We start from the raw sequence: 2320 nt of genomic DNA, 5'->3' as shown, positions 1-2320 counted from the left end.
CGGGTGTTGGAAGCGGTGGTGGTGGATCCGGGTCGGGTGTTGTCGTCGGTTGATGTGGTTGGTGTGGTGGAGCGTGGTCGGCTGGATGTGTTTGGTCGGCGTGCGGTGTTGGGTGAGTTGGTTTCGGGGTGTTCGGTTCCGGGGTTGTTCGGGGTTCAGGTTGGGCGGGCTCCGGATGCGGTGGCGGTGAGTTTTGCGGGTTCGTCGTTGTCGTATCGGGAGTTGGATGAGGCGTCGAATCGGTTGGCGCGGTTTTTGGTGGGTCGGGGTGCGGGGCCGGGTCGGTGTGTGGGGTTGTTGTTGCCGCGGTCGGCGGTGGCGGTGACGGCGATTTTGGGTGTGTTGAAGTCGGGGGCGGCGTATTTGCCGATTGATCCGGGGGTGCCGGCGGCGCGGGCGTTGTTCATGGTCGGTGATGCCGATCCGGTGGTGGTGCTCAGTTGTGGTGGTCTGGGTGATCGGTTGGCTGGGTGTGGTGTGCCGGTGGTTGATGTCGATGATCCGGTGATTGGGGCGGCTTCGGGTGCGGGGTTGGTGTCGGGGCCGTGTGCTGATGATGTGGCGCATGTGATCTATACGTCGGGGACTACGGGTGTGCCCAAGGGTGTGGCGGTGACGCATGCGAATGTGACGCGGTTGTTCGAGGGTCTGGATGTGGGTGTGGGGTTGGGTCCGGATCAGGTGTGGGCGGCGTGTTCGTCGTTGGCGTTTGACTATTCGGTGTGGGAGATCTGGGGGGCGTTGCTTTTTGGTGGTCGGTTGGTGGTGGTGCCGGAGGCGGTGACGCGTTCGCCGGCGGATTTGCAGGCGTTGGTGGTGGCTGAGGGTGTGACGGTGCTCAGTCAGACTCCGACGGCGGTGGGGATGTTGGATCCGCAGGTGTTGGCGTCGGTGTCGGTGTTGATGGTTGCTGCTGAGCCGTGTGCGCCGGAGGTGGTGGATCGGTGGGCGCCGGGTCGGGTGGTGCTCAATGGGTATGGGCCCACGGAGACGACGGTGTATGCCTCGATTGCTGGTCCGTTGGGGTCGGGGTCGGCGGTGGTGCCGATTGGTGCTCCGGTTCCGGGTGCGGCGTTGTTCGTGCTGGATCGGTGGTTGCGTCCGGTGCCGGTGGGTGTGGTCGGTGAGTTGTATGTGGCTGGTCGTGGTGTGGGTGTGGGGTATTTGGGTCGGGGGTCGTTGACGGGGTCGCGGTTTGTGGCGTGTCCGTTCGGTGGTGTTGGTGTGCGGATGTATCGGACTGGGGATTTGGTGTCGTGGGGCGCTGATGGTCAGTTGCGGTATGCCGGGCGTGCTGATGAGCAGGTCAAGATTCGTGGGTATCGGATTGAGTTGGGGGAGATTCAGTCTGGGTTGTCGGAGTTGGCTGGTGTGGAGCAGGCCGTGGTGGTGGTGCGTGAGGATCGGCCTGGTGATAAGCGGTTGGTGGGTTATGTCACCGAGTCGGTGCCGGGTGGTGTCGATGGTGTGGGGTTGCGGGGGTTGTTGGCGCAGCGGTTGCCCGCCTATATGGTGCCTGCGGCGATCGTGGTGCTCGAGGCGTTGCCGGTCACGGTCAATGGGAAGTTGGATCGGCGGGCGCTTCCGGCGCCGGAATACGCTGTGGTGGATACTTATCGGGCGCCGACGACGGCGACCGAGGAGATTTTGGCGGGGATCTATGCCCAGGTGTTGGGGTTGGATCGGGTCGGTGTCGACGACAACTTCTTCGACCTCGGCGGCGACAGCATCCTGGCGATGCGGGCGATCGCGGCGATCAACACCAGTTTGGATGCCGGGGTGGCGGTACGGACCTTGTTCGATGCGCCCACCGTGGCCGGGTTGGCCCCGCGTATCGGGCAAGACGGTGACCGCCGCACCCCGCTGATCGCCAACCCACGACCGGCCACCATCCCACTGTCCTACGCCCAACAACGCCTCTGGTTCCTGAATCGGTTCGAGGGTGGGGCGGCCACCTACAACATGCCGATCGCGTTCCGGATCAACGGCAGCTTGGATGTGTCCGCGCTCGACGCCGCGCTCGATGACGTGATCGCCCGGCACGAGTCGTTGCGCACCGTGTTCCCCGACTTCGACGGCGTTCCGCAGCAGAAGGTGCTCCCGGCTGAGGCAGGCCTGTGGCGCCGCGGCAGCTCTGCGGTGGTGGCGGTCTCGGAGGACGAGATCGCCGGCGAGTTGGTGGCGTTGGCCGGGCATCGGTTCGACCTGGCCGCCGAGATCCCGATCCGGGCGCAGGTCTATCAGACCGGTCCGGATCAGTATGTGCTCGCACTCGTGTTGCACCACATAGCTTTTGATGGCTGGTCGATGGCCCCGATGG

At 64.7% G+C, this 2320-nt stretch carries 1 protein-coding gene; it reads left to right on the top strand.

Annotation, left to right across the window (positions count from 1 at the left end; all coding sequences use genetic code 11):
* Positions 1 to 2320, top strand: a 2320-nt coding sequence (locus AC5Y3P_RS22250; protein ID WP_500048106.1) for an amino acid adenylation domain-containing protein, incomplete at both ends; no start/stop codon positions are given.

The organism is Mycobacterium sp. NGS45 (assembly GCF_059812645.1).
Note: the sequence above shows the minus strand (reverse complement) of the source record. Positions and strands in the feature narration are given on the sequence as shown.